This window comes from Escherichia sp. E4736 (assembly GCF_005781225.1).
GTDB lineage: Bacteria > Pseudomonadota > Gammaproteobacteria > Enterobacterales > Enterobacteriaceae > Escherichia.
This window is the reverse complement of sequence record NZ_VATT01000014.1, coordinates 357,460-384,444: the sequence shown is the minus strand read 5'-3', so window position 1 is coordinate 384,444 and position 26,985 is coordinate 357,460. Positions and strand designations below refer to the sequence as shown.

22 protein-coding genes are annotated in these 26,985 nt (G+C 53.0%); 18 read left to right on the top strand and 4 right to left on the bottom strand.

Going from position 1 to position 26,985, the window contains the following annotated elements:
* Positions 1-42: 42 nt before the first annotated feature.
* Both pta and ackA read right to left on the bottom strand, forming a co-directional pair.
* Positions 43-2,187, bottom strand: coding sequence for a phosphate acetyltransferase (gene pta / locus FEK46_RS10985; protein ID WP_131162044.1), 2,145 nt, complete (start codon positions 2,185-2,187; stop codon positions 43-45).
* A gap of 73 nt (positions 2,188-2,260) precedes the next feature.
* On the bottom strand, positions 2,261-3,463 hold the full coding sequence (gene ackA, locus FEK46_RS10980) for an acetate kinase (protein WP_130207228.1): 1,203 nt from the start codon (positions 3,461-3,463) through the stop codon (positions 2,261-2,263).
* Positions 3,464-3,801: 338 nt separating this feature from the next.
* On the opposite strand from ackA, the gene yfbV reads away from it, so the two are divergent.
* The 4 genes from yfbV (at position 3,802) to FEK46_RS10960 (ending at position 7,415) form a co-directional block, all read left to right on the top strand.
* Positions 3,802-4,257 carry a terminus macrodomain insulation protein YfbV gene (gene yfbV / locus FEK46_RS10975; RefSeq protein ID WP_096959465.1) on the top strand — a complete coding sequence of 152 codons (456 nt, stop codon included), beginning with the start codon at positions 3,802-3,804 and terminating at the stop codon, positions 4,255-4,257.
* An 83-nt stretch (positions 4,258-4,340) separates the two neighbouring features.
* Positions 4,341-4,835, top strand: a complete 495-nt coding sequence (locus FEK46_RS10970) for a YfbU family protein (RefSeq protein ID WP_064526599.1) — start codon at positions 4,341-4,343, stop codon at positions 4,833-4,835.
* Positions 4,836-4,845: 10 nt separating this feature from the next.
* Entirely contained in the window at positions 4,846-5,496 is a 651-nt protein-coding gene (hxpA, locus tag FEK46_RS10965; RefSeq protein WP_130260563.1) for a hexitol phosphatase HxpA, read from the top strand.
* Between the two features lie 86 nt (positions 5,497-5,582).
* On the top strand, positions 5,583-7,415 hold the full coding sequence (locus FEK46_RS10960; RefSeq protein WP_130207223.1) for an SLC13 family permease: 1,833 nt from the start codon (positions 5,583-5,585) through the stop codon (positions 7,413-7,415).
* Positions 7,416-7,475: 60 nt separating this feature from the next.
* On the opposite strand, the gene yfbR is transcribed toward FEK46_RS10960, so the two are convergent.
* Both yfbR and alaA read right to left on the bottom strand, forming a co-directional pair.
* A complete protein-coding gene (gene yfbR / locus FEK46_RS10955) occupies positions 7,476-8,075 on the bottom strand; it encodes a 5'-deoxynucleotidase (protein WP_130221942.1) in 600 nt (199 codons plus the stop codon).
* A gap of 83 nt (positions 8,076-8,158) precedes the next feature.
* Positions 8,159-9,376, bottom strand: coding sequence for an alanine transaminase AlaA (alaA, locus tag FEK46_RS10950; RefSeq protein ID WP_064526608.1), 1,218 nt, complete (start codon positions 9,374-9,376; stop codon positions 8,159-8,161).
* A 924-nt stretch (positions 9,377-10,300) separates the two neighbouring features.
* Here alaA and lrhA point away from each other — a divergent pair.
* From lrhA to nuoN, 14 genes are all read left to right on the top strand, one after another.
* Positions 10,301-11,239, top strand: coding sequence for a transcriptional regulator LrhA (lrhA, locus tag FEK46_RS10945; protein ID WP_130207219.1), 939 nt, complete (start codon positions 10,301-10,303; stop codon positions 11,237-11,239).
* Positions 11,240-11,859: 620 nt separating this feature from the next.
* Positions 11,860-12,303 carry an NADH-quinone oxidoreductase subunit NuoA gene (gene nuoA / locus FEK46_RS10940; RefSeq protein ID WP_000062997.1) on the top strand — a complete coding sequence of 148 codons (444 nt, stop codon included), beginning with the start codon at positions 11,860-11,862 and terminating at the stop codon, positions 12,301-12,303.
* Positions 12,304-12,318: 15 nt separating this feature from the next.
* Positions 12,319-12,981 carry an NADH-quinone oxidoreductase subunit NuoB gene (gene nuoB / locus FEK46_RS10935; protein WP_000386733.1) on the top strand — a complete coding sequence of 221 codons (663 nt, stop codon included), beginning with the start codon at positions 12,319-12,321 and terminating at the stop codon, positions 12,979-12,981.
* A gap of 93 nt (positions 12,982-13,074) precedes the next feature.
* Complete coding sequence (nuoC, locus tag FEK46_RS10930; RefSeq protein WP_000247878.1) at positions 13,075-14,877, top strand: NADH-quinone oxidoreductase subunit C/D; 1,803 nt, start codon at positions 13,075-13,077, stop codon at positions 14,875-14,877.
* A gap of 2 nt (positions 14,878-14,879) precedes the next feature.
* A complete protein-coding gene (gene nuoE / locus FEK46_RS10925; RefSeq protein ID WP_000545042.1) occupies positions 14,880-15,380 on the top strand; it encodes an NADH-quinone oxidoreductase subunit NuoE in 501 nt (166 codons plus the stop codon).
* Complete coding sequence (gene nuoF, locus FEK46_RS10920; protein WP_000789507.1) at positions 15,377-16,714, top strand: NADH-quinone oxidoreductase subunit NuoF; 1,338 nt, start codon at positions 15,377-15,379, stop codon at positions 16,712-16,714. Before nuoE ends, nuoF begins: the two co-directional genes overlap by 4 nt.
* A 52-nt stretch (positions 16,715-16,766) precedes the next feature.
* On the top strand, positions 16,767-19,493 hold the full coding sequence (gene nuoG / locus FEK46_RS10915) for an NADH-quinone oxidoreductase subunit NuoG (protein ID WP_130207217.1): 2,727 nt from the start codon (positions 16,767-16,769) through the stop codon (positions 19,491-19,493).
* Positions 19,490-20,467, top strand: a complete 978-nt coding sequence (gene nuoH / locus FEK46_RS10910) for an NADH-quinone oxidoreductase subunit NuoH (protein ID WP_000118507.1) — start codon at positions 19,490-19,492, stop codon at positions 20,465-20,467. The genes nuoG and nuoH overlap by 4 nt, the downstream gene beginning before the upstream one ends.
* A 14-nt stretch (positions 20,468-20,481) precedes the next feature.
* On the top strand, positions 20,482-21,024 hold the full coding sequence (gene nuoI / locus FEK46_RS10905; protein WP_000172749.1) for an NADH-quinone oxidoreductase subunit NuoI: 543 nt from the start codon (positions 20,482-20,484) through the stop codon (positions 21,022-21,024).
* Positions 21,025-21,035: 11 nt separating this feature from the next.
* A complete protein-coding gene (nuoJ, locus tag FEK46_RS10900; RefSeq protein WP_001743992.1) occupies positions 21,036-21,590 on the top strand; it encodes an NADH-quinone oxidoreductase subunit J in 555 nt (184 codons plus the stop codon).
* Positions 21,587-21,889 (top strand): NADH-quinone oxidoreductase subunit NuoK, encoded by a 303-nt coding sequence (gene nuoK, locus FEK46_RS10895; RefSeq protein WP_000612644.1) that lies wholly within the window; start codon positions 21,587-21,589, stop codon positions 21,887-21,889. Before nuoJ ends, nuoK begins: the two co-directional genes overlap by 4 nt.
* The gene (nuoL, locus tag FEK46_RS10890) at positions 21,886-23,727 is read left to right on the top strand and encodes an NADH-quinone oxidoreductase subunit L (RefSeq protein WP_135559344.1); all 1,842 of its coding nucleotides are present in this window, start codon (positions 21,886-21,888) and stop codon (positions 23,725-23,727) included. The genes nuoK and nuoL overlap by 4 nt, the downstream gene beginning before the upstream one ends.
* A gap of 230 nt (positions 23,728-23,957) precedes the next feature.
* A complete protein-coding gene (nuoM, locus tag FEK46_RS10885) occupies positions 23,958-25,487 on the top strand; it encodes an NADH-quinone oxidoreductase subunit M (protein ID WP_130257464.1) in 1,530 nt (509 codons plus the stop codon).
* Positions 25,488-25,493: 6 nt separating this feature from the next.
* Positions 25,494-26,951: an NADH-quinone oxidoreductase subunit NuoN gene (gene nuoN / locus FEK46_RS10880; RefSeq protein WP_000156701.1), complete on the top strand. Its 1,458-nt coding sequence runs from the start codon at positions 25,494-25,496 to the stop codon at positions 26,949-26,951.
* Positions 26,952-26,985: the final 34 nt, after the last annotated feature.

Genomic DNA, 26,985 nt, shown 5'->3' with positions numbered 1-26,985 from the left:
GTTCTGATATCCGCAGCAGTAAGGCTGCGGATTATGACGAGATTACTGCTGCTGTGCAGACTGAATCGCAGTCAGCGCGATGGTGTAGACGATATCGTCAACCAGTGCGCCACGGGACAGGTCGTTAACCGGCTTGCGCATACCCTGCAGCATCGGCCCGATGGAGATCAGGTCGGCAGAACGCTGTACCGCTTTGTAGGTGGTGTTACCGGTGTTCAGATCCGGGAAGATGAACACGGTAGCGCGACCTGCAACCGGAGAGTTCGGCGCTTTAGATTTCGCAACGTCAGCCATTACCGCAGCGTCGTACTGCAGCGGGCCGTCGATCATCAGGTCAGGACGTTTTTCCTGCGCCAGACGAGTTGCTTCGCGAACTTTCTCTACGTCGCTACCTGCACCAGAAGTACCGGTGGAGTAGGAGAGCATAGCCACACGCGGTTCGATACCGAAGGCTGCGGCGGAATCCGCGGACTGGATGGCGATTTCAGCCAGCTGTTCTGCGGTCGGATCCGGGTTGATCGCACAGTCACCGTAAACGTAAACCTGTTCCGGCAGCAGCATGAAGAACACGGAAGATACCAGAGAGCTACCCGGTGCAGTTTTGATCAGCTGCAGCGGCGGACGGATGGTGTTTGCGGTAGTGTGAACAGCACCGGAAACCAGACCATCAACTTCATCCTGTTCCAGCATCAGGGTACCGAGAACCACGTTGTCTTCCAGCTGTTCGCGGGCAACGGTTTCGGTCATGCCTTTGTTCTTACGCAGTTCGACCAGACGAGCAACATATTTTTCGCGAACCACTTCCGGATCAACGATTTCAATGCCTGCGCCCAGTTCTACGCCTTGAGACGCTGCAACTCGGTTGATCTCTGCCGGGTTACCCAACAGTACGCAAGTTGCGATACCACGTTCAGCACAGATGGCGGCTGCTTTAACGGTACGCGGTTCGTCGCCTTCCGGCAGAACGATACGTTTGCCCGCTTTGCGCGCCAGTTCGGTCAGCTGATAACGGAACGCAGGCGGAGACAGACGACGGCTGCGCTCGGAAGTGGCAGTCAGAGTGTCAATCCAGTCAGCGTTGATGTAGTTAGCAACGTATTCCTGAACTTTCTCAATGCGCTCGTGATCGTCAACCGGAACTTCCAGGTTGAAGCTCTGCAGGCTCAGAGAAGTCTGCCAAGTATTGGTGTTCACCATGAATACCGGCAGGCCGGTAGCGAAAGCGCGTTCGCACAGTTTAGAAATGCGCGCGTCCATTTCATAGCCGCCAGTCAGCAGCAGGGCGCCGATTTCTACGCCGTTCATTGCAGCAAGGCAAGCGGCAACCAGTACGTCAGGACGGTCTGCGGAAGTTACCAGCAGAGAACCTGCACGGAAGTGCTCCAGCATGTGCGGAATGCTGCGTGCACAGAAAGTTACAGATTTCACGCGGCGAGTGTTGATGTCGCCTTCGTTGATGATGGTGGCATTCAGGTGGCGTGCCATATCGATAGCACGAGTCGCGATCAGATCAAAGCTCCACGGCACAGCGCCGAGAACCGGCAGCGGGCTGGATTCTTGCAGCTTCGCTGGATCAACATTGTTGATTTTAGCTTTGGAAGAGTCGTCGAAAATCTCGGACAGATCCGGGCGAGTACGGCCCTGTTCATCAACCGGTGCGTTCAGTTTGTTAACGATAACGCCAGTGATGTTGGTGTTTTTGGCACCACCGAAGCTGTTACGAGTCAGTTCGATACGCTCTTTCAGCTGTTCCGGGGTGTCAGTACCCTGAGACATAACGAAGACGATTTCCGCGTTCAGCGTTTTGGCGATTTCGTAGTTCAGAGACTGGGCAAACTGGTGTTTACGTGTCGGTACCAGACCTTCAACCAGAACCACTTCAGCGTCTTTGGTGTTAGCGTGGTAGTTCGCGACGATCTCTTCCATCAGCACATCTTTTTTATTGCTGGAAAGCAGACCTTCAACGTAGCTCATTTTCAGCGGTTCGGCGGCTGTCGTGGTGGAAGAGCTCGCACGCACGATAGTCGTTGTCTGATCGGGCGCATCGCCACCGGTACGCGGCTGAGCAATAGGTTTGAAAACGCTCAGACGAACGCCTTTGCGTTCCATTGCACGGATCACGCCGAGGCTGACGCTGGTCAGACCGACGCTGGTTCCGGTAGGGATCAGCATAATAATACGGGACACGGTTTATCCTCTTTCGTTACCGCCGGTTGGCGGGTTACAAAACAGCACCGCCAGCTGGGCTGGCGGTGTGAAATCAGGCAGTCAGGCGGCTCGCGTCTTGCGCGATAACCAGTTCTTCGTTGGTTGGGATAACCACCGCAGGACGGGTACCTTCTTTGTTGATGAAACCAGATTTGCCGAAACGTGCAGCCAGGTTGCGTTCGCGATCAACTTCAAAGCCCAGCACGCCCAGTTTGCCCAGAGACAGTTCACGAACCATCGCTGCGTTTTCACCGATACCACCGGTGAATACAACAGCGTCCAGACGACCATCCATCAGCGCGGTGTATGCACCGATGTATTTCGCCAGGCGGTGGCAGTAAACGTCCATTGCGCGCTTCGCGTCTTCTTTCGTCGCGTAGTTATCTTCAACATAGCGGCAGTCGCTGGTCACTTCGGTCAGACCCAGCAGGCCAGACTCTTTGGTCAGCAGTTTGTTGATGGCATCAACGCTCATGCCGAGGGTGTCGTGCAGGTGGAAAATGATCGCCGGATCGATGTCACCAGAACGAGTACCCATTACCAGGCCTTCCAGCGGAGTCAGACCCATAGAGGTATCAACGCATTTGCCGTTACGGATAGCAGAAACGGAACCACCGTTGCCCAGGTGACAGGTGATGATGTTCAGTTCTTCTACCGGTTTGTTCAGCATTTTTGCCGCTTCCTGAGTTACATAGAAGTGGCTGGTGCCGTGCGCGCCATAACGACGGATGCCGTGCTCTTTGTACAGGTTGTACGGCAGGGCGTAGAGGTAAGACTCTTCCGGCATAGTCTGGTGGAACGCCGTGTCAAATACAGCAACGTTTTTATCTTTCAACTGCGGGAAAGATTTCAGTGCTTCTTCGATACCGATCAGGTGAGCCGGGTTGTGCAGCGGTGCAAAAGAAGCTGCATCTTTGATACCCTGAATAACAGACTCGTCGATCACTACGGAGCTGGTATACTTCTCACCGCCGTGTACGATACGGTGACCGATAGCGGTCAGCTGCGCAGACAGTTCTGGTTTTTGTGCCAGAATAGTATTAACGATAAAGTTGAGCGCTTCGCTGTGAGCGGCGCCTGCACCTAAAGCCGCTTCTTGTTTATTGCCGTCCATTTTCCATTTGATACGTGCTTCGGGCAGGTGGAAACATTCGGCTAAACCAGAAAGGTACTCTTCACCATTCGCTGCATCGATGATTGCAAATTTCAGTGAAGAACTACCGCAGTTCAGAACCAGTACTAACTTACTCGACATGGAAGTACCTATAATTGATACGTGGCTAAAAAAACGTCAGGGAGCCATAGAGCGTAGCGCATGATGACACCGACATTTATGATTAACATCATGCACTGCAAATTTTTTTTGCATGATGGAAGAAATATCTTGAGTCTATGCCATTTTGCGTAATTTTCAGCCAATGGCATAATGTTTATGAATTTGACGACTCAATGAATATGTACTACTCGGCCATTTCAGGCTGCTAAAGGATACCTGATTGTGGGTATGGAAGACAAAATGTTTTGAACGTTGTCCCGCTGAGTTGTGAATTTGCACAAATTTTTGAATCTTTATATGTGAAGTTGAGGTGAAGCATGTCAACGCCGGATAATCGTTCTGTTAATTTTTTTAGCTTGTTTCGCCGGGGACAGCATTACTCAAAGACGTGGCCGCTGGAAAAACGCCTTGCCCCGGTCTTTGTTGAGAATCGTGTCATTAAGATGACGCGCTATGCGATCCGCTTTATGCCGCCGATCGCCGTGTTTACTCTCTGCTGGCAGATTGCGCTGGGCAGTCAGCTTGGTCCGGCAGTCGCCACTGCGTTGTTCGCCCTAAGCTTACCCATGCAGGGACTGTGGTGGCTGGGCAAGCGTTCTGTAACGCCATTACCACCTGCAATCCTCAACTGGTTTTATGAAGTTCGCGGTAAATTGCAGGAGTCTGGACAGGTGCTGGCACCTGTTGAAGGCAAGCCAGATTACCAGGCATTAGCTGACACGCTTAAGCGCGCCTTCAAACAACTGGATAAAACTTTCCTTGATGATTTGTAATTGACCCCTGATTACGCATATAAAAGAAGGCAGACATCGGCCTTCTTTTTTTTCACCGTAGTAGAGTGATACAGGAGTCAACAATGGAAATGACCAACGCGCAACGTCTTATTTTGTCTAACCAGTACAAAATGATGACTATGCTCGATCCGGCAAATGCTGAACGTTACCGTCGCCTGCAAACAATCATTGAGCGTGGTTATGGTTTACAAATGCGTGAACTGGATCGCGAGTTTGGCGAGCTGAAAGAAGAAACCTGCCGCACTATCATCGACATTATGGAGATGTATCACGCGCTGCATGTTTCCTGGTCTAATTTACAGGACCAGCAATCCATCGATGAACGTCGTGTCACCTTCCTCGGCTTTGACGCTGCTACCGAAGCACGTTATCTCGGTTATGTCCGCTTTATGGTTAACGTTGAAGGGCGTTACACCCATTTTGATGCCGGAACTCACGGCTTTAATGCCCAGACGCCGATGTGGGAGAAATATCTGCGCATGTTGAATGTCTGGCATGCCTGCCCGCGTCAGTATCACCTGAGCGCTAACGAAATTAACCAAATCATCAACGCCTGAGGAGGCCCGCGTGCGGTGTAAAGGTTTTCTGTTTGATCTGGATGGAACGCTGGTGGATTCTCTGCCCGCGGTAGAGCGGGCGTGGAGCAACTGGGCCAGACGTCATGGGCTAGCACCGGAAGATGTGCTGGCGTTTATTCATGGTAAACAGGCGATTACGTCTCTGCGCCATTTCATGATGGGCAAATCGGAGACGGAAATTGCCGCCGAGTTTACCCGTCTGGAACAAATCGAGGCCACGGAAACCGAAGGTATTACCGCACTCCCAGGGGCGATAGCTTTACTCAATCATTTGAATAAAGCGGGGATTCCGTGGGCCATTGTCACTTCTGGTTCCATGCCTGTTGCGCGAGCACGTCACAAAGTCGCCGGACTTCCCGCGCCGGAAGTGTTTGTTACCGCAGAGCGGGTTAAACGTGGAAAACCAGAGCCTGATGCATATCTGTTAGGTGCACAACTGTTGGGCCTTGCGCCGCAGGAATGCGTGGTGGTAGAGGATGCGCCCGCTGGTGTGCTTTCTGGCCTGGCGGCGGGTTGCAAGGTTATCGCAGTCAATGCACCGGCTGAGACGCCGCGTCTGAATGAGGTAGATTTGGTCCTCCATAGTCTGGAACAAATTACTGTGATCAAACAGCCAAATGGTGACGTTATTATTGCGTGAAACGCCAGATCATGATTTAGCCCCGTCCCGACGGGGCTTTTTTGTGGCAGAATCAGGCCATCCCCCTCAATTAACAAGGATACGTTGTGAACGGTGAATTGATCTGGGTTCTTTCATTACTGGCGGTTGCTATCGTCTTGTTTGCGACTGGCAGAGTGCGTATGGATGCGGTCGCTTTGTTTGTCATTGTTGCGTTTGCATTAAGCGGTACGCTGACCGTCCCTGAAGTGTTTTCCGGTTTTTCCGATCCTAACGTGGTACTGATCGCCGCCTTGTTTATTATTGGCGATGGTTTAGTCCGCACGGGTGTCGCCACTGTAATGGGGACATGGCTGGTTAAAGTGGCAGGCAACAGTGAAATCAAAATGTTGGTTTTGTTGATGCTGACCGTTGCGGGCCTTGGCGCGTTTATGAGTTCTACGGGCGTCGTCGCTATCTTTATCCCTGTGGTGTTAAGCGTCGCTATGCGCATGCAAACGTCGCCGTCGCGCCTGATGATGCCGTTGAGTTTTGCCGGGCTGATCAGCGGCATGATGACGCTGGTGGCAACGCCACCTAACCTGGTGATTAACAGTGAATTGCTGCGTGAAGGCTATCATGGTTTTAGTTTCTTTAGCGTAACCCCCATCGGCCTGGTCGTACTGGTGCTGGGCATCTTGTATATGTTAGTGATGCGTTTCATGCTGAAAGGGGATGCCCAGACCCCGCCGCGCGAAGGCTGGACGCGTCGTACCTTCCGCGATCTTATCCGTGAATACCGACTTACCGGGCGCGCGCGTCGCCTGGCCATTCGTCCCGGTTCGCCGATGATTGGCCAGCGACTGGACGATCTCAAATTACGTGAACGTTATGGCGCTAACGTCATCGGTGTTGAACGCTGGCGGCGTTTTCGTCGCGTTATTGTGAACGTGAACGGGGTTTCTGAATTCCGAGCGCGTGACGTTTTGCTTATTGATATGTCTGCGGCTGATGTCGATCTCCGACAATTTTGTAGTGAACAATTGCTGGAACCGATGGTGCTGCGCGGCGAGTATTTTTCCGATCAAGCCCTTGATGTTGGCATGGCGGAGATTTCATTAATTCCTGAGTCTGAGTTGATTGGTAAATCGGTGCGCGAAATTGGCTTTCGTACGCGCTACGGGCTGAATGTGGTGGGCCTGAAACGCAACGGCGTGGCGCTAGAAGGTTCGCTGGCGGATGAGCCCCTGCTGCTGGGCGATATCATTCTGGTCGTCGGTAACTGGAAGCTTATCGGTATGTTGGCAAAACAGGGCCGCGACTTCGTGGCGCTGAACTTACCGGAAGAAGTGAGTGAAGCATCGCCTGCGCACAGTCAGGCACCCCATGCCATTTTCTGTCTGGTGTTGATGGTGGCGTTAATGCTGACTGATGAAATCCCTAATCCCATCGCGGCTATCATTGCCTGCCTGCTGATGGGGAAATTCCGCTGTATAGATGCTGAAAGCGCCTATAAATCCATTCACTGGCCGAGCATTATTTTGATCGTTGGGATGATGCCGTTCGCGGTAGCGCTACAGAAAACAGGCGGTGTCGCGCTGGCGGTGAAAGGGTTAATGGACATCGGCGGCGGTTACGGACCACATATGATGCTTGGCTGTTTGTTTGTCTTGTCGGCGGTGATTGGTTTGTTTATTTCGAATACGGCAACGGCTGTGTTGATGGCGCCGATTGCGCTGGCCGCGGCGAAAACAATGGGCGTCTCGCCGTATCCATTTGCCATGGTGGTGGCGATGGCAGCATCCGCCGCCTTTATGACGCCAGTCTCCTCACCGGTTAACACGTTGGTTTTAGGGCCGGGAAATTACAGCTTTAGTGATTTTGTGAAGCTGGGAGTACCGTTCACCGTTATTGTGATGGCGGTTTGCGTGGTGATGATTCCGATGCTGTTTCCGTTTTAACGAGAGCCCGATGCGACGCTGGCGCGTCTTATCAGGCTGCGTCGGCTGGTATCTGTCTGCTTACAGTGGCGAATCCTGGCTAATCTCATCGAGTGAAAGATGGAAGCTGGGAACAAAGACTTCAATGAAGTAGTCCATCTCCTGGCTGCGGCGCGCTTCAAGCGTCGCTTCCAGCCGCGTTTTTGCCAGCAAAAATTCATTATTTCCGGCTGCGAGCTCTTCCAGACATTTCAGATAGGCACAAAGTGCATCAGCCTGTTTCACCAGCGACTTTTCTTCATCGCTATACGCATTTTCATCGATTAATGGCGCGAAAATATCCCGCAACTCCTCCGGAACCATATCGACCAGCTTTTGTTGGGCGATTTTTTCAATGGCTTTGTATTCCTGAGCGATTTGCGAGTTGAAATATTTCACTGGGGTAGGGAGATCGCCGGTGAGCACTTCAGAGGCATCGTGGTACATCGCCAGCAGAGCGATGCGTTCAGCGTTGACATTTCCGCCAAACTTACGGTTTTTAATGGCAGCCAGCGCATGGGCGACCATCGCCACCTGCAAACTGTGCTCAGACACATTTTCTGTCCGTACATTGCGCATTAACGGCCAGCGGTTAATGAGTTTCAGACGGGAGAGATGGGCAAAAAAATGGCTCTGCTTCATAACGACCTTGCGTGTGATGACTTCATGAGATCATTGTGGGGGGATAACACTGCCGGATGCAATCTCCGGCAGTGAATTTAAGATTACAGCTGATGATAGCCAGAAAGGAAACGAGCGAATTTACTTAATGACAGTTCGATATCATCAACGCGCGGCAGCGTAACTATGCGGAAGTGATCCGGCCACGGCCAGTTAAAAGCCGTTCCCTGAACCAGCAGAACTTTTTCCTGTAACAGGAAGTCCAGCACCATTTTCTGGTCGTCGTGAATATTAAAACGTTTGGCGTCGATTTTTGGGAACATGTACAGCGCGCCGCGTGGCTTCACGCAGGAAACGCCTGGAATGTCGTTAATCAATTCCCATGCGCGATTACGCTGCTCGTAAAGACGCCCGCCTGGTAAGATAAATTCACTGATACTCTGATAGCCACCCAATGCGGTCTGAATCGCGTGTTGTGCGGGAACGTTGGCGCAAAGTCGCATTGAGGCCAGCATCTCCAGACCTTCGATGTAGCCTTTGGCGTGTTTTTTCGGCCCGTTCAGCACCATCCAGCCCTGACGGAAGCCTGCCACGCGATACGTTTTCGACAGACCGTTAAAGGTAATGGTCAGCAGGTCAGGCGCCATCGCCGCGATCGAGTGATGCTCGGCGTCGTCGTAGAGAATTTTGTCGTAAATTTCATCGGCGAAGATAATGAGATTATGCTGACGCGCAATCTCCACAATTTCCATTAAAAGCTCTTTGGAATAAACCGCGCCGGTAGGGTTGTTCGGGTTGATAATAACGATACCGCGCGTACGAGGCGTAATTTTAGCGCGAATATCATCAAGGTCCGGAAACCAGTCAGAGGACTCGTCACAAAGGTAGTGCACCGCTTTACCGCTGGAGAGCGAAACCGCCGCGGTCCATAGTGGGTAATCAGGTGCAGGAACCAACATTTCATCCCCGCTGTTCAGCAAGGCCTGCATTGCCTGAACGATAAGCTCCGATACACCATTGCCGATGTAAATATCTTCCACGGTAACATCACGCATGCCTCGCGCCTGATAGTGCTGCATGATGGCTTTACGCGCAGAGTAGAGGCCTTTTGAATCACAATAGCCCTGAGCGGTCGGGAGGTTGCGTATCACGTCAACCAGGATCTCATCAGGAGCGTCAAAACCGAACGGGGCTGGGTTGCCGATGTTCAGTTTCAATACCTTGTTACCTTCTTCTTCCAGGCGTTTTGCTTCTTTCAGCACCGGACCACGGATGTCATAACAGACATTCTCTAACTTGCTGGATTTTTCAATGGGTGACATGAATCTTGACCTTTTTTGCTGTTATCGCCACTCCCTGCCGTGGAAGTCAGCTTAGAACAATGTACTCCCCCGAGGCGGTGTTTTGAAGTTCTGCAGAACAAGATTTTGCGAGAGTAAAAGAAGGGAATGTGCTGTTAATAACTTAATAATCGTTAAATATTGAGATGCATATGCTTAATGATTTGTGTTTTGTAGTGATTTATTCTAAGTATTAATCTAATGCATAGTTTTTTGTCTGGTAGATAAATGTGCGAATTTCCTTTGATTTAAGAAATCACGAACATAACATATTCATGATATTTTCATTATAAGTGAAACATTAACAGAGTAGTGATTGCCGAAGTGTCGTATAGGTGATGACGTGCGAAACTATTGTTAAGCGTAATTAATGAATGCAGGGTGTGCTAATTAATTATTATTTAATATTCAAAAAGGTTTTGTTGTGCTTATTAATAATAGAAGATTACTTTGCCTAACATAACATAACTTTGCATCAGATAATTCGCAATGGCCCTTATAAATAAATGGGTTTTAGGGTAAAATGCTCGCTTAAATGACGGAACCCCCACTTTTGATGCAGACAAATCATCGCCGCTTATGCGTGTTCACGCTGGGTTGGCGCCGCTTTGCTAGTAGTGGAACAAGGATCAACATTTACATTTACACAAACACTCGCATGTCATAAATAGAAAAGAGTGAGTAACTTAATAGATATGCGATTCCTGAAGATATATTCTGTGAACTACTTCAGGCATTATAACGGAACAATGTGAGTCGTTCTTATTAGTGCAACTCATATGCATTTTAACTTTCATCCAGACTTCCGGATGAAACTGCCAGGGAGGCACATTACAAATGGAATTGCTTGTTTGTGTGTGCACAGCATTAACCAGCTCAGTATGAGCCGCCAGTAAGTGATAATATATGATAAGTGCAAATCGTCCGATAATTAACCTCGACCTCGATCTGCTGAGAACATTTGTTGCTGTTGCCGATCTGAACACTTTTGCTGCCGCAGCTGCCGCCGTGTGTCGTACTCAGTCCGCTGTTAGTCAGCAAATGCAACGTCTTGAACAACTCGTTGGGAAAGAACTGTTCGCTCGGCATGGTCGTAACAAACTGTTAACTGAACATGGCATTCAGCTTCTTGGCTATGCCAGGAAGATCCTGCGTTTTAATGATGAAGCTTGCTCATCATTGATGTTCAGTAATCTTCAGGGCGTGTTAACAATCGGCGCTTCAGATGAATCTGCTGATACGATCTTACCTTTCCTGCTTAATCGCGTGAGTTCGGTTTATCCGAAACTTGCGCTGGATGTCCGCGTTAAGCGTAATGCTTACATGGCAGATATGCTGAAGTCCCAGGAAGTGGATTTAATGGTTACCACAAATCGTCCTGATACCTTTAAGGCGTTGAACCTGAGAACTTCTCCAACGCACTGGTATTGCGCTGCGGAATACGTATTGCAAAAAGGCGAGCCGATCCCTCTGGTGTTGCTGGATGATCCTAGTCCGTTCCGCGATATGGTTCTGGCAACACTCAATAAAGCAGATATTCCATGGCGTCTGGCTTATGTCGCCTCCACGTTGCCGGCGGTCCGTGCTGCCGTGAAAGCGGGATTGGGTGTAACGGCCAGGCCGGTTGAAATGATGAGTCCGGACCTGCGCGTCTTGAGTGCTGTGGACGGTTTACCACCACTGCCAGATACCGAATATTTGCTCTGCTATGATCCGTCCAGCGGTAATGAACTGGCCCAGGTGATATATCAGGCTATGGAGAGTTATCAGAATCCATGGCAGTTCAGCGCGACAGGAGCCCATGAAGGGGATGATTCTCTGTTAATTGAAGGCGATTACGAATAATTGCCTGGTACCAGGTAACCACATTTGTAAAAACAAGCCACTGATGTTTTTTTGAACGTCAGTGGCTTTTTTTTACAATAAATGATGACGACTTTTCCTGATTTTGAACAAATGTGTTCATTTTTCAATCGCCCTCCATTCTCTATACGCGCGAACAAAAAAACGCCTGATAAAAATCTCCTGCTACAATAATGTTAAAAAATACGTGAACTTGTTGCTGTGTTTTTGTTATGGATTAACAAAAGCGTGTCACAGATCAAGAAAATACTCTCTTTTAGGGGGAGGAATCGACACAAATTCCTGTCAAAATAGGCCCGTATTTTTTCCGTTGCTTCACAACGGACACGATTCAACAACATCTAATTTTCCTGGAGTCGTCAATGATCTGGGATGAAGAGCATTAAATGCAATGGTTGTTGGTATTATGTAAATTAATGTGAAGAAACCTTTGTTAAAGTTGACAAAAGGTTATAGAAAGGGGTAAAAGACCACATCAATTCACTGTATAAAATTGTTATTACAGTAGTTGTAAGGTTTTTTTTATTCCTCCCCATGAATCGATGTGGCGTCCATCTGCCGTGAAGAGCAGTGAATCTGGCGCTACTTTTGATGAGTAAGCAATGAGTATGTCAACATCCACTGAAGTCATCGCTCATCACTGGGCATTCGCTATCTTTCTTATCGTTGCCATTGGCCTGTGTTGCCTGATGCTGGTAGGCGGTTGGTTTTTAGGCGGTCGCGCACGCGCGAGGTCGAAAAACGTGCCGTTTGAATCCGGTATCGACTCGGTCGGCTCCGCCCGCTTACGCCTGTCCGCCAAGTTTTATCTGGTGGCCATGTTCTTCGTTATCTTCGACGTTGAAGCGCTGTATCTGTTCGCATGGTCAACCTCTATTCGCGAAAGCGGCTGGGTAGGCTTTGTGGAAGCTGCAATTTTTATTTTTGTGTTACTGGCAGGTCTGGTTTATCTGGTGCGTATTGGCGCGCTGGACTGGACGCCCGCGCGTTCACGCCGCGAGCGTATGAACCCGGAAACGAACAGTATCGCTAATCGTCAACGCTAACCGCGAGGCATTAAGATGGATTATACGCTCACCCGCATAGATCCCAACGGTGAGAACGACCGTTACCCCCTGCAAAAGCAGGAGATCGTAACCGACCCTCTGGAGCAAGAAGTTAACAAAAACGTGTTTATGGGCAAGCTCAATGACATGGTTAACTGGGGTCGTAAAAACTCAATTTGGCCGTATAACTTCGGTCTTTCCTGCTGTTACGTTGAGATGGTGACTTCGTTTACCGCGGTGCATGACGTGGCGCGTTTTGGCGCAGAAGTATTGCGTGCTTCGCCGCGTCAGGCTGACCTGATGGTGGTGGCAGGAACCTGCTTTACAAAAATGGCACCGGTTATTCAGCGTCTTTATGACCAGATGCTGGAACCAAAATGGGTTATCTCAATGGGTGCCTGTGCCAACTCCGGCGGTATGTACGATATTTATTCCGTTGTGCAGGGCGTCGATAAATTCATCCCGGTTGATGTGTATATCCCGGGCTGCCCGCCGCGTCCTGAAGCGTACATGCAGGCACTGATGCTGTTGCAGGAATCTATCGGTAAAGAACGTCGTCCGCTCTCCTGGGTGGTTGGCGATCAAGGCGTTTATCGCGCCAATATGCAATCAGAGCGCGAACGTAAGCGCGGTGAACGCATTGCCGTAACCAACCTGCGTACACCTGACGAGATTTAATTTGCGCCTGTCGGCAAAGGGATTTTTCTTCGCTTATTCCTAAATCTATTTCGCGAAGCTTACTGCGCCGACAGTCACCACGGACCATTTGCAATGGTGAACAATATGACCGACTTAACCGCGCAAGAACCCGCCTGGCAGACCCGCGATCATCTTGATGATCCGGTGATTGGCGAACTGCGCAACCGTTTTGGGCCGGATGCCTTTACTGTTCAGGCGACTCGCACCGGGGTTCCCGTTGTGTGGATCAAGCGTGAACAATTACTGGAAGTTGGCGATTTCTTAAAGAAACTGCCGAAACCTTACGTCATGCTGTTTGACTTACACGGCATGGACGAACGTCTGCGCACACACCGCGAAGGGTTACCTGCCGCGGATTTTTCCGTTTTCTACCATCTGATTTCTATCGATCGTAACCGCGACATCATGCTGAAGGTGGCGCTGGCAGAAAACGACCTGCACGTACCGACCTTTACCAAACTGTTCCCGAACGCTAACTGGTATGAGCGTGAAACCTGGGATCTGTTTGGCATTACTTTCGACGGTCACCCGAACCTGCGCCGCATCATGATGCCGCAAACCTGGAAAGGTCACCCGCTGCGTAAAGATTACCCGGCGCGCGCTACCGAATTCTCGCCGTTTGAGCTGACCAAAGCCAAACAGGATCTGGAGATGGAAGCCCTGACCTTCAAACCGGAAGAGTGGGGGATGAAGCGCGGCACCGAAAACGAGGACTTCATGTTCCTCAACCTCGGTCCGAACCACCCGTCGGCGCACGGGGCTTTCCGTATCGTTTTGCAACTCGATGGCGAAGAGATTGTCGACTGCGTACCCGACATCGGCTACCACCACCGTGGCGCTGAGAAAATGGGCGAACGCCAGTCCTGGCACAGCTACATTCCGTATACCGACCGTATCGAATATCTCGGCGGCTGCGTTAACGAAATGCCTTACGTGCTGGCGGTAGAGAAACTGGCCGGGATCACCGTGCCGGATCGCGTTAACGTCATTCGCGTAATGCTCTCCGAACTGTTCCGCATCAACAGTCACCTGCTCTATATCTCCACCTTTATTCAGGACGTCGGCGCAATGACGCCAGTGTTCTTTGCCTTTACCGATCGGCAGAAAATTTACGATCTGGTGGAAGCAATCACTGGTTTCCGTATGCACCCGGCGTGGTTCCGTATTGGCGGCGTAGCGCACGACCTGCCGCGTGGCTGGGATCGTCTGCTGCGTGAGTTCCTCGACTGGATGCCGAAACGTCTGGCGTCTTACGAGAAAGCGGCGCTGCAAAACACCATTCTGAAAGGTCGTTCCCAGGGCGTTGCCGCCTATGGCGCGAAAGAGGCGCTGGAGTGGGGCACCACCGGTGCTGGCCTGCGTGCCACCGGGATCGACTTCGACGTGCGTAAGGCGCGTCCTTATTCTGGCTATGAAAACTTCGACTTTGAAATCCCGGTGGGTGGTGGTGTTTCTGACTGCTACACCCGCGTAATGCTTAAAGTGGAAGAGCTGCGCCAGAGTCTGCGCATTCTTGAGCAGTGCCTCAACAACATGCCGGAAGGCCCGTTCAAAGCGGATCACCCGCTGACCACGCCGCCGCCGAAAGAGCGCACGCTGCAACATATCGAAACCCTGATCACCCACTTCCTGCAAGTGTCGTGGGGTCCGGTGATGCCTGCCAATGAATCCTTCCAGATGATTGAGGCGACTAAAGGGATCAATAGTTACTACCTGACCAGCGACGGTAGCACCATGAGTTATCGCACCCGTATCCGTACGCCGAGTTATGCGCATTTGCAGCAAATTCCGGCGGCGATCCGCGGCAGCCTGGTGTCTGACCTGATTGTTTATCTGGGCAGTATCGATTTTGTTATGTCAGATGTGGACCGCTAATTATGCACGAGAATCAACAACCACAAACTGAGGCTTTTGAGCTGAGTGCGGCAGAGCGTGAAGCGATTGAGCACGAGATGCACCACTACGAAGACCCGCGTGCGGCGTCCATTGAAGCGCTGAAAATCGTTCAGAAGCAGCGTGGCTGGGTGCCGGATGGCGCGATCCACGCGATCGCCGATGTGCTGGGTATTCCGGCGAGCGACGTCGAAGGTGTGGCAACGTTCTACAGCCAGATCTTCCGTCAGCCGGTAGGCCGCCATGTGATCCGTTATTGCGACAGCGTGGTTTGTCACATCAACGGTTACCAGGGCATTCAGGCGGCGCTGGAGAAAAAGCTGAACATCAAACCAGGGCAAACGACATTTGATGGCCGCTTTACGCTGCTGCCAACTTGCTGCCTGGGGAACTGTGATAAAGGGCCAAACATGATGATCGATGAGGACACTCACGCGCATCTGACCCCGGAAGCGATCCCTGAACTGCTGGAGCGGTATAAATGAAAAACATTATCCGTACTCCCGAAACGCATCCGCTAACCTGGCGTCTGCGTGATGACAAACAGCCAGTATGGCTGGACGAATACCGCAGCAAAAACGGTTACGAAGGCGCGCGTAAGGCGCTGACCGGGCTGTCTCCGGACGAGATCGTTAATCAGGTTAAAGACTCTGGTCTGAAAGGGCGCGGCGGTGCAGGCTTTTCAACTGGCCTGAAGTGGAGCCTGATGCCGAAAGACGAATCCATGAACATCCGTTACCTGCTATGTAACGCCGATGAAATGGAGCCTGGCACTTATAAAGACCGTCTGCTGATGGAGCAACTGCCGCACCTGCTGGTGGAAGGCATGCTTATTTCCGCGTTTGCGCTGAAAGCCTACCGTGGCTACATCTTCCTGCGTGGCGAATATATTGAAGCAGCCGTGAATCTGCGCCGTGCCATTGCCGAAGCGACCGAAGCGGGTCTGCTCGGTAAAAATATTATGGGAACAGGTTTTGATTTTGAACTGTTCGTCCATACCGGGGCAGGGCGCTATATCTGCGGTGAAGAAACGGCGTTAATCAACTCCCTGGAAGGGCGTCGCGCTAACCCTCGCTCAAAACCGCCATTCCCGGCAACCTCCGGTGCATGGGGTAAACCAACCTGCGTCAACAACGTCGAAACTCTGTGTAACGTTCCGGCGATCCTCGCTAACGGCGTGGAGTGGTATCAGAACATCTCGAAAAGTAAAGATGCTGGCACCAAGCTGATGGGCTTCTCCGGTCGGGTGAAAAATCCGGGCCTGTGGGAACTGCCGTTCGGCACCACCGCGCGCGAGATCCTCGAAGATTACGCCGGTGGTATGCGTGACGGTCTGAAATTCAAAGCCTGGCAGCCAGGCGGCGCGGGTACCGACTTCCTGACCGAAGCGCACCTTGACCTGCCGATGGAATTCGAAAGTATCGGTAAAGCGGGAAGCCGTCTGGGTACGGCGCTGGCGATGGCGGTTGACCATGAGATCAACATGGTGTCGCTGGTGCGTAACCTGGAAGAGTTTTTCGCCCGTGAGTCCTGCGGCTGGTGTACTCCGTGCCGCGACGGTCTGCCGTGGAGCGTGAAAATTCTGCGTGCGCTGGAGCGTGGCGAAGGTCAGCCGGGCGATATCGAAACACTTGAGCAACTGTGTCGATTCTTAGGCCCGGGTAAAACTTTCTGTGCCCACGCACCTGGTGCAGTGGAGCCGTTACAGAGCGCCATCAAATATTTCCGCGAAGAATTTGAGGCGGGAATCAAACAGCCGTTCAGCAATACCCATTTGATTAATGGGATTCAGCCGAACCTGCTGAAAGAGCGCTGGTAACCGAATTTCGATTAACGCTCGGTCCCTGACCGAGAAAACTGGAAGCATGCTAATGGCTACAATTCATGTAGACGGCAAAGAATACGAGGTCAACGGAGCGGACAACCTGCTGGAAGCTTGTCTGTCTCTGGGCCTTGATATTCCTTACTTTTGCTGGCATCCGGCGCTGGGAAGCGTCGGTGCTTGCCGCCAGTGTGCGGTGAAGCAATACCAAAACGCGGAAGACACGCGTGGTCGCCTGGTGATGTCCTGTATGACACCGGCTTCCGATGGCACCTTTATTTCCATTGACGACGAAGAAGCGAAACAGTTCCGTGAAAGTGTGGTCGAGTGGTTGATGACTAACCATCCGCACGACTGTCCGGTATGTGAAGAAGGCGGTAACTGCCATCTTCAGGATATGACCGTGATGACCGGGCATACCTTCCGTCGCTACCGTTTCACCAAACGTACCCACCGCAATCAGGACCTGGGGCCGTTCATCTCTCACGAAATGAACCGCTGCATCGCCTGCTACCGCTGCGTGCGTTACTACAAAGATTACGCTGACGGTACAGATCTGGGCGTTTATGGCGCGCATGACAACGTCTACTTCGGTCGCCCGGAAGACGGCACGCTGGAAAGCGAATTTTCCGGTAACCTGGTCGAAATTTGCCCGACCGGCGTATTTACCGACAAAACGCACTCCGAGCGTTACAACCGTAAATGGGATATGCAGTTTGCGCCGAGCATCTGCCAGCAATGTTCCATCGGCTGTAACATCAGCCCCGGCGAGCGTTATGGCGAACTGCGTCGTATCGAAAACCGTTACAACGGTACGGTAAACCACTACTTCCTCTGCGACCGTGGTCGTTTCGGTTACGGCTACGTCAACCTGAAAGATCGTCCGCGTCAGCCAGTACAGCGTCGTGGCGATGATTTCATTACCCTCAACGCCGAACAGGCAATGCAGGGCGCGGCAGATATTCTGCGTCAGTCGAAGAAAGTGATCGGCATCGGTTCTCCGCGCGCCAGCGTGGAAAGCAACTTTGCGCTGCGTGAGCTGGTGGGCGAAGAAAACTTCTATACCGGTATCGCTCACGGTGAGCAGGAACGTCTGCAACTGGCACTAAAAGTGCTGCGTGAAGGCGGCATTTATACTCCGGCACTGCGCGAAATCGAATCTTATGATGCGGTACTGGTGCTGGGCGAAGACGTTACCCAGACCGGCGCGCGCGTCGCGCTGGCAGTGCGTCAGGCGGTGAAAGGTAAAGCGCGCGAAATGGCGGCAGCCCAGAAAGTGGCTGACTGGCAGATTGCGGCAATCCTCAACATCGGTCAACGTGCGAAGCATCCGCTGTTTGTTACCAACGTTGATGACACCCGCCTGGATGATATCGCGGCGTGGACTTACCGCGCACCGGTTGAAGATCAGGCGCGTTTAGGTTTTGCCATCGCCCATGCGCTGGATAACTCTGCGCCAGCGGTTGACGGTATCGAACCTGAGCTGCAAAGCAAAATCGACGTCATCGTGCAGGCACTGGCTGGTGCGAAGAAACCGTTGATTATCTCCGGGACGAACGCCGGTAGCGCTGAAGTGATTCAGGCTGCGGCTAACGTGGCGAAAGCCCTGAAAGGTCGCGGTGCTGACGTCGGTATCACCATGATTGCCCGTTCCGTCAACAGCATGGGGCTGGGCATTATGGGCGGTGGTTCGCTGGAAGAAGCGTTAACCGAACTGGAAACCGGACGCGCCGACGCGGTGGTGGTGCTGGAAAACGATCTGCATCGTCACGCTTCCGCTACCCGCGTGAATGCTGCGCTGGCTAAAGCGCCGCTGGTGATGGTGGTTGACCATCAACGCACAGCGATCATGGAAAACGCCCATCTGGTGCTTTCTGCCGCCAGCTTTGCTGAAAGCGACGGTACGGTAATTAATAATGAAGGCCGCGCCCAACGTTTCTTCCAGGTTTACGACCCGTCCTATTACGACAGCAAAACTGTCATGCTGGAAAGCTGGCGCTGGTTGCACTCGTTGCACAGCACCCTGCTGAGCCGAGAAGTGGACTGGACGCAGCTCGACCACGTGATTGACGCCGTTGTGGCGAAAATCCCGGAACTGGCGGGTATCAAAGATGCTGCGCCGGATGCGACATTCCGTATTCGTGGGCAGAAACTGGCCCGTGAGCCGCACCGTTACAGCGGTCGTACTGCCATGCGCGCCAACATCAGCGTTCATGAGCCGCGTCAGCCGCAGGACATTGACACCATGTTCACCTTCTCGATGGAAGGTAACAACCAGCCGACCGCGCACCGTTCGCAAGTGCCGTTTGCCTGGGCGCCAGGCTGGAACTCCCCGCAGGCGTGGAACAAATTCCAGGACGAAGTGGGCGGCAAACTGCGCTTTGGCGATCCGGGCGTGCGTCTGTTTGAAACCAGCGAAAACGGTCTGGATTACTTCACCAGCGTACCGGCACGCTTCCAGCCGCAGGACGGGAAATGGCGTATCGCGCCGTACTACCACCTGTTTGGCAGCGATGAATTGTCACAGCGTGCTCCGGTCTTCCAGAGCCGTATGCCGCAGCCGTACATCAAACTCAACCCAGCGGATGCCGCGAAGTTAGGTGTGAACGCAGGTACACGCGTCTCCTTTAGTTACGATGGCAACACGGTCACGCTGCCGGTTGAAATCGCCGAAGGGCTGACGGCAGGGCAGGTTGGCTTGCCGATGGGTATGTCCGGCATTGCTCCGGTGCTGGCGGGCGCGCATCTTGAGGATCTCAAGGAGGCACAACAATGAGTTGGATATCACCGGAACTGATTGAGATCCTGCTGACCATCCTCAAAGCGGTGGTGATCCTGCTGGTGGTTGTCACCTGTGGGGCATTCATGAGCTTTGGCGAACGTCGCCTGCTGGGTCTGTTCCAGAACCGTTACGGACCTAACCGTGTTGGCTGGGGCGGTTCGCTCCAGCTGGTTGCGGACATGATCAAAATGTTCTTTAAAGAAGACTGGATCCCGAAATTCTCGGATCGCGTCATCTTTACCCTGGCACCGATGATTGCTTTTACCTCGCTGCTGCTGGCCTTTGCGATTGTGCCAGTCAGCCCAGGTTGGGTGGTTGCCGACCTGAACATCGGGATTTTGTTCTTCCTGATGATGGCCGGTCTGGCGGTTTACGCGGTGCTGTTTGCGGGCTGGTCAAGTAACAACAAATACTCGCTGCTGGGTGCGATGCGTGCTTCTGCGCAGACCCTGAGCTACGAAGTGTTCCTCGGGCTTTCCCTGATGGGCGTGGTGGCGCAGGCCGGTTCATTCAACATGACCGACATCGTCAACAGCCAGGCGCATGTGTGGAACGTCATCCCGCAATTCTTTGGTTTTATTACCTTTGCCATCGCGGGCGTGGCGGTGTGTCACCGTCACCCGTTTGACCAGCCGGAAGCCGAGCAGGAACTGGCGGATGGTTACCACATTGAATATTCCGGCATGAAGTTCGGTCTGTTTTTCGTGGGTGAATACATCGGGATTGTGACCATCTCTGCACTGATGGTGACGCTGTTCTTCGGTGGCTGGCAAGGCCCGTTGTTACCGCCATTCATCTGGTTCGCGCTGAAAACCGCGTTCTTTATGATGATGTTCATTTTGATTCGTGCGTCGTTACCGCGTCCGCGTTATGACCAGGTAATGTCCTTCGGCTGGAAAATCTGCCTGCCGCTGACGCTGATCAACTTGCTGGTAACGGCGGCTGTCATTCTCTGGCAGGCGCAATAAGGGGCAATAAGACCATGACCTTAAAAGAATTGTTAGTAGGTTTCGGCACCCAGGTTCGTAGTATCTGGATGATCGGCCTGCACGCGTTCGCCAAACGCGAAACGCGAATGTACCCGGAAGAGCCGGTCTATCTGCCGCCCCGTTATCGTGGTCGTATCGTTCTGACCCGCGACCCGGACGGCGAAGAGCGTTGCGTAGCCTGTAACCTCTGCGCGGTAGCCTGCCCGGTCGGCTGTATCTCGCTGCAAAAAGCAGAAACCAAAGACGGTCGCTGGTATCCGGAATTTTTCCGCATCAACTTCTCACGCTGCATTTTCTGTGGTTTGTGCGAAGAAGCCTGTCCGACCACGGCGATTCAGTTAACCCCGGATTTCGAAATGGGGGAATACAAGCGCCAGGATCTGGTTTACGAGAAAGAGGATCTGCTGATCTCCGGTCCGGGCAAATACCCGGAATATAACTTCTACCGGATGGCAGGTATGGCAATCGACGGCAAAGATAAGGGCGAAGCAGAGAACGAAGCCAAGCCTATCGACGTCAAGAGCCTGTTACCGTAAGGAGAGGGGCAATGGAGTTCGCTTTTTATATCTGTGGCCTGATAGCCATACTTGCGACCTTGCGAGTGATCACCCATACCAATCCGGTACACGCACTGCTGTACCTGATTATTTCGCTGCTGGCGATTTCCGGGGTGTTCTTCTCGCTGGGCGCTTACTTCGCCGGTGCGTTGGAAATTATCGTCTACGCGGGTGCCATTATGGTGCTGTTCGTGTTCGTGGTGATGATGCTCAACCAGGGCGGTTCGGAAATCGAACAAGAACGCCAGTGGCTGAAACCGCAGGTGTGGATTGGTCCGGCAATTTTGTCGGCCATCATGCTGGTGGTGATTGTTTACGCCATCCTCGGTGTTAACGATCAGGGTATCGACGGTACGCCAATCAGTGCTAAAGCAGTGGGTATTACGCTGTTCGGGCCTTATGTACTGGCGGTAGAACTGGCTTCTATGCTGCTGCTCGCGGGTCTGGTTGTGGCCTTCCACGTCGGTCGTGAAGAGCGTGCGGGTGAAGTGCTGAGCAATCGTAAAGACGACAGCGCGAAAAGAAAAACGGAGGAGCACGCATGATCCCCTTACAACATGGACTGATCCTCGCGGCAATCTTATTCGTTCTTGGCTTAACCGGTCTGGTTATCCGTCGCAATCTGCTGTTTATGCTGATTGGTCTGGAAATCATGATTAACGCCTCCGCGCTGGCCTTTGTGGTTGCCGGAAGCTACTGGGGCCAGACCGACGGTCAGGTGATGTACATTCTCGCCATCAGCCTCGCGGCGGCAGAAGCGAGTATCGGCCTTGCGCTGCTGCTGCAACTTCACCGTCGTCGCCAGAACCTGAACATCGATTCAGTAAGTGAGATGCGCGGATGAACATGCTTGCCTTAACCATTATTTTGCCATTGATTGGCTTCGTCCTGCTGGCATTCTCCCGTGGGCGCTGGTCTGAAAACGTCTCGGCGATCGTCGGCGTTGGCTCTGTGGGCCTGGCGGCGCTGGTAACTGCCTTTATCGGCGTTGACTTCTTCGCTAACAGTGAGCAGGCATACAGCCAGCCGCTGTGGACGTGGATGTCGGTAGGCGACTTTAACATCGGTTTCAATCTGGTGCTGGACGGCCTGTCGCTGACCATGCTCTCGGTGGTCACTGGTGTGGGTTTCCTTATTCACATGTACGCCTCCTGGTATATGCGTGGTGAAGAGGGCTACTCTCGCTTCTTCGCTTACACCAACCTGTTCATTGCCAGCATGGTCGTTCTGGTTCTCGCCGATAACCTGCTGCTGATGTACCTCGGCTGGGAAGGCGTGGGCCTGTGCTCCTATCTGCTGATCGGTTTCTATTACACCGATCCAAAGAATGGCGCAGCGGCAATGAAAGCGTTCGTCGTGACCCGTGTGGGTGACGTGTTCCTCGCTTTCGCGCTGTTCATTCTCTACAACGAGCTGGGTACGCTGAACTTCCGCGAAATGGTGGAACTGGCGCCTGCGCACTTTGCTGACGGCAATAACATGCTGATGTGGGCGACGCTGATGCTGCTGGGCGGTGCGGTTGGTAAATCTGCTCAGTTGCCGTTGCAGACATGGCTTGCTGACGCGATGGCGGGCCCGACGCCTGTCTCCGCGCTGATCCACGCCGCAACGATGGTAACCGCAGGTGTCTACCTGATCGCCCGTACCCACGGCCTGTTCCTGATGACGCCGGAAGTTCTGCATCTGGTGGGTATTGTTGGGGCGGTTACGCTGCTGCTGGCCGGTTTTGCCGCGCTGGTACAGACCGACATCAAACGTGTTCTCGCTTACTCTACCATGAGCCAGATTGGCTACATGTTCCTCGCGCTTGGCGTGCAGGCATGGGATGCGGCGATTTTCCACTTGATGACCCACGCGTTCTTTAAAGCGCTGCTGTTCCTGGCATCCGGTTCCGTCATTCTGGCCTGCCATCACGAACAGAACATCTTCAAGATGGGCGGTCTACGTAAATCTATTCCGCTGGTTTATCTCTGCTTCCTGGTGGGCGGCGCAGCACTGTCGGCACTGCCGCTGGTCACTGCGGGCTTCTTCAGTAAGGATGAGATCCTCGCGGGTGCGATGGCGAATGGTCATATCAATCTGATGGTGGCAGGTCTGGTCGGTGCGTTTATGACCTCGCTCTACACCTTCCGTATGATTTTCATCGTCTTCCACGGAAAAGAACAAATTCACGCTCACGCCGTGAAAGGGGTAACTCACAGCCTGCCGCTGATTGTGCTGCTGATCCTTTCCACCTTCGTTGGCGCACTGATTGTACCGCCGCTGCAGGGCGTGCTTCCGCAAACGACGGAGCTGGCGCACGGCAGCATGTTGACCCTGGAAATTACCTCTGGCGTGGTCGCGGTGGTCGGCATTCTGCTGGCAGCCTGGCTGTGGCTGGGTAAACGTACTCTGGTGACCTCCATCGCCAACAGTGCGCCGGGCCGCCTGCTGGGCACCTGGTGGTACAACGCCTGGGGCTTCGACTGGCTGTATGACAAAGTATTCGTCAAGCCGTTCCTGGGGATTGCCTGGTTGCTGAAACGCGATCCGCTGAACTCAATGATGAACATCCCGGCGGTTCTTTCCCGCTTTGCAGGTAAAGGTCTGCTGTTAAGCGAGAACGGCTACCTGCGCTGGTATGTGGCATCCATGAGCATCGGTGCGGTCGTGGTGCTGGCACTGTTGATGGTACTGCGTTGAGTTGTTGGCTGAGTGAATATACCCGGCGCTGCGCCGGGTCTGTGAACTAAGAATAAATTTTAGGTAACTGTTCCTGAAGTACAGGCGTCATCGGCGAAGTCAGACCGGATACCGCCAGCGCACAGCAACCGGAGCGTACTTAAGTACGTGAGGATTGCGAGCACTGCCGGGATTCGGGCTGGCGAGTGAGATAGCCTGAGCAGGAGTAAATATAAGGGACATACTTAGCTATGTTATTACCCTGGTTAATACTAATCCCCTTTATCGGCGGCTTTCTGTGCTGGCAGACCGAACGCTTTGGCGTCAAGGTGCCGCGCTGGGTAGCGCTGATCACCATGGGATTGACGCTGGCGCTGTCGCTGCAACTGTGGTTGCAGGGCGGTTATTCACTGACGCAATCCGCCGGAATTCCGCAGTGGCAGTCTGAATTCGACATGCCGTGGATCCCGCGTTTTGGTATCTCTATCCATCTTGCCATTGACGGTCTGTCGCTGCTGATGGTCGTGCTGACCGGTCTGCTCGGCGTGCTGGCGGTACTCTGTTCGTGGAACGAGATCGAAAAATATCAGGGCTTCTTCCACCTCAACCTGATGTGGATCCTGGGCGGCGTTATCGGCGTGTTCCTTGCCATCGACATGTTCCTGTTCTTCTTCTTCTGGGAAATGATGTTGGTGCCGATGTACTTCCTGATCGCACTGTGGGGGCATAAAGCTTCTGACGGTAAAACGCGTATCACGGCGGCAACCAAGTTCTTCATTTATACCCAGGCGAGTGGTCTGGTGATGTTGATCGCCATCCTGGCGCTGGTCTTTGTTCACTACAACGCGACCGGCGTCTGGACCTTCAACTATGAAGAGCTGCTGAATACGCCGATGTCTAACGGCGTGGAATACCTGCTGATGCTGGGCTTCTTCATCGCCTTCGCGGTGAAAATGCCGGTGGTTCCGCTGCATGGCTGGCTGCCGGATGCGCACTCCCAGGCACCAACTGCGGGTTCCGTGGACCTCGCAGGGATCTTGCTGAAAACCGCCGCTTACGGTCTGCTGCGGTTCTCCCTGCCGCTGTTCCCGAACGCGTCGGCAGAGTTTGCACCAATCGCTATGTGGCTGGGTGTTATCGGCATCTTCTACGGTGCATGGATGGCCTTCGCCCAGACCGATATCAAACGTCTGATCGCCTACACCTCGGTTTCCCACATGGGCTTCGTGCTGATTGCCATCTACACCGGCAGCCAGTTGGCCTACCAGGGCGCGGTAATTCAGATGATTGCGCACGGCTTGTCAGCGGCGGGTCTGTTTATTCTCTGCGGTCAGCTCTATGAACGTATCCATACCCGCGACATGCGCATGATGGGCGGTCTGTGGAGCAAGATGAAATGGCTGCCAGCACTGTCGCTGTTCTTTGCGGTGGCAACGCTTGGGATGCCAGGCACCGGTAACTTCGTCGGCGAATTTATGATTCTGTTCGGCAGCTTCCAGGTTGTCCCGGTGATTACCGTTATCTCTACCTTTGGGCTGGTCTTTGCATCTGTTTATTCGCTGGCAATGTTACATCGCGCTTACTTCGGTAAAGCGAAAAGCGAGATTGCCAGCAAAGAACTGCCAGGGATGTCGCTGCGCGAGCTGTTTATGATCCTGTTGCTGGTGGTGCTGCTGGTACTGCTGGGCTTCTATCCGCAGCCGATTCTGGATACCTCGCACTCCGCGATTGGCAATATCCAGCAGTGGTTTGTTAATTCCGTTACTACTACAAGGCCGTAAATCGCCATGACAATAACTCCACAAAACCTGATCGCACTGCTACCGTTGCTGATCGTCGGCTTGACGGTGGTGGTTGTGATGCTCTCCATTGCGTGGCGACGCAATCATTTCCTCAACGCTACGCTCTCGGTTATTGGGCTTAACGCGGCGCTGGTTTCGCTCTGGTTTGTCGGCCAGGCGGGCGCTATGGACGTTACGCCGCTGATGCGCGTTGATGGTTTCGCCATGCTTTACACCGGGCTGGTATTGTTGGCGAGCCTCGCCACCTGTACTTTCGCCTACCCGTGGCTTGAAGGCTATAACGACAACAAGGACGAGTTCTACCTGTTGGTGTTAATTGCTGCGCTGGGCGGGATCCTGCTGGCGAATGCCAACCATCTGGCGTCTCTGTTCCTCGGTATCGAACTGATCTCTTTGCCGCTGTTTGGCCTGGTCGGTTACGCTTTCCGCCAGAAACGTTCGCTGGAAGCCAGTATCAAATACACCATTCTTTCTGCCGCAGCGTCTTCTTTCCTGCTGTTTGGTATGGCGCTGGTGTATGCGCAGTCTGGGGATCTGTCGTTCGTTGCACTGGGTAAAAACCTCGGCGACGGTATGCTCAACGAGCCGCTGTTGCTGGCAGGTTTCGGCCTGATGATTGTTGGCCTCGGCTTCAAACTCTCTCTGGTGCCGTTCCACCTGTGGACGCCAGACGTATACCAGGGCGCGCCTGCGCCGGTTTCCACTTTCCTGGCGACGGCGAGCAAAATCGCTATCTTCGGTGTGGTGATGCGTCTGTTCCTTTACGCACCAGTGGGTGACAGCGAAGCGATTCGCGTGGTGCTGGCGATTATCGCCTTTGCCTCCATCATCTTCGGTAACCTGATGGCGCTGAGCCAGACCAATATCAAACGTCTGCTCGGTTACTCATCTATCTCTCACCTCGGCTATCTGCTGGTGGCGCTGATTGCACTGCAAACTGGCGAGATGTCGATGGAAGCGGTAGGGGTTTACCTGGCCGGTTATCTGTTCAGCAGCCTCGGCGCGTTCGGTGTGGTCAGCCTGATGTCCAGCCCGTATCGTGGCCCGGATGCTGATTCCCTGTTCTCTTACCGCGGTCTGTTCTGGCATCGTCCGATCCTCGCGGCGGTGATGACGGTGATGATGCTGTCTCTGGCCGGTATTCCGATGACGCTGGGCTTTATCGGTAAGTTCTACGTGCTGGCAGTCGGTGTCCAGGCGCACTTGTGGTGGCTGGTGGGGGCCGTGGTTGTCGGTTCGGCAATCGGCCTTTACTACTACCTGCGCGTGGCGGTGAGTTTATACCTGCACGCACCGGAACAACCGGGTCGCGATGCACCGTCAAACTGGCAGTACAGCGCGGGCGGTATCGTGGTGCTGATCTCTGCACTGTTGGTACTGGTGCTGGGTGTATGGCCGCAACCGCTGATTAGTATTGTGCGTTTGGCAATGCCGCTGATGTAAGGTTGAGTGTTGATGTTAAAAAACCGCCGATTTC

Excerpts from the sequence above, each read along its gene's own strand:
- ackA (WP_130207228.1), bottom strand. The coding sequence starts at position 3,463 with ATGTCGAGTAAGTTAGTACTGGTTCTGAACTGCGGTAGTTCTTCACTG.
- yfbV (WP_096959465.1), top strand. The coding sequence starts at position 3,802 with ATGTCAACGCCGGATAATCGTTCTGTTAATTTTTTTAGCTTGTTTCGC.
- FEK46_RS10970 (WP_064526599.1), top strand. The coding sequence starts at position 4,341 with ATGGAAATGACCAACGCGCAACGTCTTATTTTGTCTAACCAGTACAAA.
- yfbR (WP_130221942.1), bottom strand. The coding sequence starts at position 8,075 with ATGAAGCAGAGCCATTTTTTTGCCCATCTCTCCCGTCTGAAACTCATT.
- alaA (WP_064526608.1), bottom strand. The coding sequence starts at position 9,376 with ATGTCACCCATTGAAAAATCCAGCAAGTTAGAGAATGTCTGTTATGAC.
- lrhA (WP_130207219.1), top strand. The coding sequence starts at position 10,301 with ATGATAAGTGCAAATCGTCCGATAATTAACCTCGACCTCGATCTGCTG.
- nuoA (WP_000062997.1), top strand. The coding sequence starts at position 11,860 with ATGAGTATGTCAACATCCACTGAAGTCATCGCTCATCACTGGGCATTC.
- nuoB (WP_000386733.1), top strand. The coding sequence starts at position 12,319 with ATGGATTATACGCTCACCCGCATAGATCCCAACGGTGAGAACGACCGT.
- nuoC (WP_000247878.1), top strand. The coding sequence starts at position 13,075 with ATGGTGAACAATATGACCGACTTAACCGCGCAAGAACCCGCCTGGCAG.
- nuoE (WP_000545042.1), top strand. The coding sequence starts at position 14,880 with ATGCACGAGAATCAACAACCACAAACTGAGGCTTTTGAGCTGAGTGCG.
- nuoF (WP_000789507.1), top strand. The coding sequence starts at position 15,377 with ATGAAAAACATTATCCGTACTCCCGAAACGCATCCGCTAACCTGGCGT.
- nuoG (WP_130207217.1), top strand. The coding sequence starts at position 16,767 with ATGGCTACAATTCATGTAGACGGCAAAGAATACGAGGTCAACGGAGCG.
- nuoH (WP_000118507.1), top strand. The coding sequence starts at position 19,490 with ATGAGTTGGATATCACCGGAACTGATTGAGATCCTGCTGACCATCCTC.
- nuoI (WP_000172749.1), top strand. The coding sequence starts at position 20,482 with ATGACCTTAAAAGAATTGTTAGTAGGTTTCGGCACCCAGGTTCGTAGT.
- nuoJ (WP_001743992.1), top strand. The coding sequence starts at position 21,036 with ATGGAGTTCGCTTTTTATATCTGTGGCCTGATAGCCATACTTGCGACC.
- nuoK (WP_000612644.1), top strand. The coding sequence starts at position 21,587 with ATGATCCCCTTACAACATGGACTGATCCTCGCGGCAATCTTATTCGTT.
- nuoL (WP_135559344.1), top strand. The coding sequence starts at position 21,886 with ATGAACATGCTTGCCTTAACCATTATTTTGCCATTGATTGGCTTCGTC.
- nuoM (WP_130257464.1), top strand. The coding sequence starts at position 23,958 with ATGTTATTACCCTGGTTAATACTAATCCCCTTTATCGGCGGCTTTCTG.
- nuoN (WP_000156701.1), top strand. The coding sequence starts at position 25,494 with ATGACAATAACTCCACAAAACCTGATCGCACTGCTACCGTTGCTGATC.